The following is a 6000-nucleotide window of genomic DNA, read 5'->3' on the forward strand; positions in this document are numbered from 1 at the left end:
TCACACTAATCTGATTTATGCTTTGCTCGCTTGTTTCCCTTGTCTTTCACACGTACACCGTACGTACTGCTCACTTCATTCAACAACTGCCGCTCCTTTTTTTTGCGTTGCCGCGCCGCCTCTCGTGCCTGGAATGAATCTTCCGAACTTTTCTTAGCAACTTCAGAAGTGGCCTTTTTCCCAGACTTATGTCGTGGTCGCACATCCTGCACCAAACTAGCACTACCGTATCCACCTTTTACAGGCAATAAACTCCCATTTGTCACCGCGCTCGCAGTTTCGTCGCGCTTCTTTCGTCGATTCCTTCCTTGCGAAGCCTTGGGAGCAGCAGCTTCGCGCGGCATTTTAGTGCGCCCATCCCTTGTAAAATTATATTCATCGCTTCCTTTACGCCCTTTGTTCTTGCTCTTGACGGGGATTGACTGCCTCGCCTCTACATCAGCTTCGACATCCTCTGCCTGCAACTTAGCCACCAGCGCAAAATCGATCGCCAAATTCTCCTTGCTCGCCTTCACGACACGAATGCGCACGCGATCGCCAATCCGAAACACGCGCTTCAATCGTTCCCCAATTAGCGCGTGTAGCTTTTCATGATAATGGTAATAATCGTCCTCTAGATAACTGACATGAATTAACCCTTCGACAGAATTGTCGAGTTGAACGAACATGCCAAAACCTGTAACACCAGAAATCATCCCTTCAAATTCTTCTCCAATTTTATCTTGCATATATTCAATTTTCTTTAGTAAATCCGTCTCTCGTTCGGCATCGACAGCTGTGCGCTCTGCTCGCGACGATTGTTCGGCCACTTCTGGCATGATCGCTTGTAAATACACATACCGTTCTGGCGCTAATCCCCCTTCCACCAACACTTCACGTAGCACACGGTGAATCATGAGATCTGGGTACCGTCGAATCGGGCTAGTAAAATGGGTATAGTGTTGAGCCGCAAGTCCAAAGTGTCCAAGACTTTGGGCCGCATACCGCGCCTGCTTCATTTGCCGCAGCAATACGTGACTAATGACCGTCTCTTCTGCACGACCACGCACATGTTCAAGTAAATCCTGCAGTGCACGCGGATGGATGTTGCCCACTGCTTTTAAATGATAGCCAAAATTATGCACAAATTCATTAAGCGCAATCATCTTTTCAACTTCTGGCGCTTCATGCACACGATAGAGAAAAGGAACCTCCATCCAGAAAAAATGCTCCGCAATCGTCTCATTGGCAGCCAACATAAATTCTTCGATGATCATTTCTGCAATGCTGCGCTCACGCTTGATCAGTTCTAATGGGTGTCCCTGTTCATCCACTTTGATCTTCGTTTCAGCAAAGCCAAAATCTATCGCTCCGCGCTTCATCCGCCGCTCACGCAAGCCCATCGCAAACTCCGCCATCAAATGGAACATCGGGACAAGCTCTGCATAGCGTTCGAGTAAACTCGCGTCTTGTTCCATCACAATGTCACGTACCGCTTGGTACGTCATGCGCTCTTTTGTGCGAATCACGGAAGGATAGATGTCGTGGCGTACCAGTTCAAACGCAGGGGACCACTCCATTTCACACGTGATGGTCAAACGGTCAACTTGGGGATGTAAAGAACAGATGCCGTTTGACAGACGTGGTGGCAACATAGGGATTACACGATCTACTAGATATACACTCGTCCCGCGTCGAAACGCCTCGCGGTCAAGCGCGGATCCTTCCCGCACATAATACGAAACATCTGCTATATGCACACCCAACAGATAGTTGCCATTTGCCAAACGGCGCACATGTACCGCATCGTCAAGATCTTTCGCATCCGGCCCATCGATCGTCACAATCGACTCTCCGCGCAGGTCTTTGCGCTGCGCAAGTTCTTCCTTTGTCACTTCATGCGAAATTACCTCTGCCGCTTGCAAGACGTCTGCCGGAAATGCCTCAGGCAAGCCATACTTTCGGACAACAGAGAGGATATCAACTCCGGGGTCATTCGGAAAACCAAGCACTTCAATGACTTTTGCCGTCGCACTCTGATGCACCCCAGGATAAGCCGTGATCTCCACAACCACTTTTTGACCATCTACCGCTCCAAACAGTTGATCCCCCGGGATAAAGATGTCCTGGGTAAGGTGGCGATCATCTGGTTTTACGAATCCATATGTACGAAATGTCGATAATACACCCACCACTGTCTTATGTGCACGATTGACAACGCGAATGACTTCCCCCTCGCGCTTACCTTCTGCGGTTTGTTTTAACGGACGGACGATGACGCGATCGCCATCCATCGCCTCGTGCAAATCGCCAGCACTAATATAGAAATCTGGCAACGTGCGGTCGATCGGCACCACAAATCCAAATCCCCGCGCGTGTGCACGCAAATGACCGACTACAAGATCCATGCGCTCTGGCACACCATAGCGATTTGTACGCGTGCGCACAATCGCGCCGACAGATTCCATCTGTGAAAGCAGTTCTTTAAACTTTGTGAGAGCCTCCTTGGTTTGCTCGATGCCAAGTGCAAGCGTCAACTCATCGAACAAAAGGGGACGATAGACTTGCTCACGCATAAAATCTAAGACATCCTGTTCCTTCACGCACTAAGACACTCCCTCGATCTGTGAAATAAACGAAAGCGCATCGGCCCAAACCTCTTTGCGATCCGTATCTATCGGCAACATGTGGCCTGAATGCTCATACCACTTTAATTCTTTGTGTTTACTGCGAATATGATCATAAATATACTGTGCACTTTCTGGACGCACAGTTAAATCTTTTTTTGCTTGTTGAACCAGCACTGGAACGTGAATCTCATGCAACTCATCACGAACCACGCGAATGAATCGATTTAAGCTCTTCAACGCTCGAACCGGCGTCTCGTCATAACCACCTAAATATTGTAGAAGTTCCTCATTTCGAGAACTTGCCGTTCTATGTACAGGATACAACCAGCTAATAAAAGGTGCTAATCGCGCCCCGTAGTGTGACAAAAACACTGGCGTACACATACTGACAATCCCTGCTATATGATAGCGATTGGCTAAGTAAAAGGCGATAAGCCCTCCCATCGAGTGTCCAATACATACCACTCGCTCTGTTTGCATCGCAAGCAGATGATAAGCGTCGTATGCAGATTGAACCCAATCTTGATAAGTCGTTTCATTCATCTTATGGACTGTTGTACAATGCCCCGCTAAAATAGGCACTTCTACCCGATATCCAAGTTTTGCTAAATGTTCCGCGAATGGTCTTAATTCTCCAGGTGAACCGGTGAATCCATGGATCATAAGAATTCCCGTGCTTCCACCCTTAGAGGAAAACGCTTGACGATTGCGTTCTCTCGTCTGCATAGCCTGTCTCCTCTCCTACAATTTATGGATGAAATCATTCCGATTGTCACAACTTAGGGATAGAACATTTCAGAGGTTGCGGAGGGATTCGATGCGCCATACCTTTGCCCACTTTGCTGTCGCATTTCTCACAGGTGCGCTAACCGCGCCCATCATGAAAAGTTTTCTCAGTGATGTACTGACTAAAGAATGGTACACTGTTCACAGTATAGACAATTACTCCCTAAATCAGCCGGAACAAGGTTTTGACCGACCCCCTTTGCAAACCGTCGAGGAATCTGCACAAGATCAACACCGCCCGCGCTTAATCGCAGCAAATGACGCATTTCTCGCACCAACGGCTGCCGTCTATGGCAAGTCCGAGCACCGCATTGGCTTGGCCAAAGGGAGCCGCATCATGCAGCGATCTACACTTGCCATCGCTCCGAGTACACTAGAAAATGAACCTTATCAAAACGCTGTATTCGTCAATGATGAGGGATATGCGATCTACATTGGGGAGCGATCGACGATCGACATGGGCGCACGTTTGATGAGCCCCGTCTTAATCGAACAGGATGTATACGTCGGCCCGGGCGCCATTCTATCCAATGCCTGTTTGCGCACAGGCGTGATCGTCGAAAATGGTGCAATCGTTTGTGACGTCGAGATCCCTCCTTTTCGCCGTATCCGTGCTGGACAAGTTGTACGCAATCCCTACGAAGCTGAGCACCTTCCTTTTCGCGATCAGGGAGAATACTTAGGGCAAACGCGTGCAACCTCTTACACGTGAACAACAAAGAGACTATTTTCCCCATTATACATATAAAGGTGCCGCCTGATCCGCGACACCTTTTCTACACTTATCTGACACCAATTCCATTTTTGTGACCTTACGACCTTCACTTTTCCTAATGAGAAACCATCCACGCAATCCAGATCAAATCTACGAAGAATAAAAATGCGACGACCATAGTTATACGCGCAAGCATCGGATCTGTTCCGCGATTGCGGCGCGATGCACCAACTTCATTGCCTCCGCCCGTAATCGCACCCAGTCCCGCACTGCGCCCCGACTGGAGGAGAACCACTGTGACAAGCACTACGCTAATGATCACGAGTAAGATCTTCGCGACGCTCAACATCACACTCACCTCCACGCACATCTTTGTCAAGTATAGCATGTGAACTCGGTTCAACGCAAACAGCCCCCACGACCAGTGAATATGCTAGAATGTTAGAGTCTACATTCCTACCACGCAAAAGTGAGGCAGCTTGATGAGCATCCCATCTATAGGTCGTTTCCCCGTCAGTGTACACTTTCTTTTTGTGGAAGCACTCTTTATGAATATGGGATTTTTCATGTTGATCCCCATGTTGTCTATTCATTATCTATCCCTTGGCATGACCGCGTTATTTGTCGGCAATTTATATGCCGTTCGCATCCTATCGCAACAAGGTCTGCAACTATTTGGTGGTGCACTCGCAGACCGCATGCCTTACCGCTACGTAATTTTGCTCGGATGTCTCATCCGTTCTGTTGGTTTTGCACTCTTTGCACTGATTCCTGCAGGCATATGGCTGTTTGCGGCCGCCATCTTCTTTGGCATCGGTGGCGCTTTGTTTGGCCCCGCTGGAAATGCTGCACTCGCTTCACTCGTTGCACCCTCCCTGCAATCACGCGCATTTGCCATTCGCCAAGCCACTAGTAATATCGGAACAACAGTTGGTCCGGTGCTTGGTGCCTTTCTTGTCTATGATCACTTCGCAGCGATTTGCTGGATTTCTGGCGCCATTTTCGCCATTTTAGGCATTCTCAGCGTCGTCTTATTGCCAGAGCAAGCCAAGGAAGAGAAACAGCCAGCACTTCTTCAAGGTGTGAGAGTGATCGCTAAGAATCATACCTTTTTACAATTTGTCCTCTTATTTATGGGGTACTATCTCATTTATCAGCAAATGTATATCGCCATACCCGATCTTCTTACTTTTTTACATGCGCCAAAAACAGCTTTAGGTGAACTGTTTAGCCTCGAAGCGCTACTTGAAATCGCCGCATCCTACCCAGCTATTTCTTTTATGTCACGATATAGCGAACGCTTCTCTGCCCCGCGTCTCATGTCCATCGGAATGTATTTGATGGCAATCAGTTGGATTCCGCTCATCTTTCACGTCAACATGCTCGGAATTCTAGCGCCAGTCATTGGGCTCTCTTTAGGATCAGTCATTACTGTCCCTAATCGGCAATCGTACATCGCACAAATCGCAGACTCATCCCATCTTGCCACTTTTTTTGGCGTCGCTTCCCTGTCAATGGCCGTTGGCGCTTCAGTAGGTGCAAGCGGCGGTGGTTTACTCATGCATCTCACCGAACACCCGATCGGTCCTATCGCTTCACCGCCCGCCTTGGTGTTTTTCGCAATTACAGCACTCTGCGCCTATTTTTTAGGTCGTTTACCCAACGGAGACATGATCTCTTGATCCCATGAAAATAAAAACGCCGTGACGAGAGACCCTCTTCGTCACGACACTTTATGTAAAGATACACTGGTTTATCCGCGTAAATTGTAAAAAGAACGCATTCCTTCATAGCGAGCCAAGCTTCCAAGTTCTGCTTCGATACGCAGTAACTGGTTGTATTTGGCGACGCGATCTGTACGTGAAGGGGCGCCCGATTTGATCTGTCCGG

The 6000-nt window shown here is 48.4% G+C and carries 5 protein-coding genes and 1 pseudogene; 2 read left to right on the forward strand and 4 right to left on the reverse strand.

Going from position 1 to position 6000, the window contains the following annotated elements; genetic code table 11:
• Positions 1-5: 5 nt before the first annotated feature.
• Together rnr and BM613_RS06790 are read right to left on the reverse strand one after the other, a co-directional pair.
• Positions 6-2582 carry a ribonuclease R gene (gene rnr / locus BM613_RS06785; RefSeq protein WP_181362932.1) on the reverse strand — a complete coding sequence of 859 codons (2577 nt, stop codon included), beginning with the start codon at positions 2580-2582 and terminating at the stop codon, positions 6-8.
• Positions 2583-2585: 3 nt separating this feature from the next.
• The gene (locus BM613_RS06790) at positions 2586-3335 is read right to left on the reverse strand and encodes an alpha/beta hydrolase (protein ID WP_109430410.1); all 750 of its coding nucleotides are present in this window, start codon (positions 3333-3335) and stop codon (positions 2586-2588) included.
• A gap of 91 nt (positions 3336-3426) precedes the next feature.
• Between BM613_RS06790 and BM613_RS06795 the strand changes: the two genes are divergently transcribed.
• Complete coding sequence (locus BM613_RS06795) at positions 3427-4107, forward strand: LbetaH domain-containing protein (protein WP_181362933.1); 681 nt, start codon at positions 3427-3429, stop codon at positions 4105-4107.
• Positions 4108-4225: 118 nt separating this feature from the next.
• Here the strand turns inward: BM613_RS06795 and secG are convergent, their stop codons facing one another.
• On the reverse strand, positions 4226-4459 hold the full coding sequence (gene secG, locus BM613_RS06800) for a preprotein translocase subunit SecG (protein WP_109430412.1): 234 nt from the start codon (positions 4457-4459) through the stop codon (positions 4226-4228).
• 199 nt (positions 4460-4658) lie between these two features.
• Between secG and BM613_RS06805 the strand changes: the two genes are divergently transcribed.
• Positions 4659-5792, forward strand: coding sequence for an MFS transporter (locus tag BM613_RS06805; protein ID WP_181362934.1), 1134 nt, complete (start codon positions 4659-4661; stop codon positions 5790-5792).
• Between the two features lie 71 nt (positions 5793-5863).
• Here BM613_RS06805 and eno read toward each other — a convergent pair.
• Positions 5864-6000: pseudogene (gene eno / locus BM613_RS06810) on the reverse strand (phosphopyruvate hydratase); the annotation flags it as partial.

Origin of the sequence: Sulfoacidibacillus thermotolerans, assembly GCF_003144315.1 — a bacterium.
GTDB classification, from domain to species: Bacteria; Bacillota; Bacilli; order Alicyclobacillales; family SLC66; genus Sulfoacidibacillus; species Sulfoacidibacillus thermotolerans.

What these genes read in the sequence shown, in the direction of transcription:
- BM613_RS06790 (WP_109430410.1), bottom strand. Translation starts at nt 3,335, where the DNA reads ATGCAGACGAGAGAACGCAATCGTCAAGCGTTTTCCTCTAAGGGTGGA.
- BM613_RS06795 (WP_181362933.1), top strand. Translation starts at nt 3,427, where the DNA reads ATGCGCCATACCTTTGCCCACTTTGCTGTCGCATTTCTCACAGGTGCG.
- secG (WP_109430412.1), bottom strand. Translation starts at nt 4,459, where the DNA reads ATGTTGAGCGTCGCGAAGATCTTACTCGTGATCATTAGCGTAGTGCTT.
- BM613_RS06805 (WP_181362934.1), top strand. Translation starts at nt 4,659, where the DNA reads ATGAATATGGGATTTTTCATGTTGATCCCCATGTTGTCTATTCATTAT.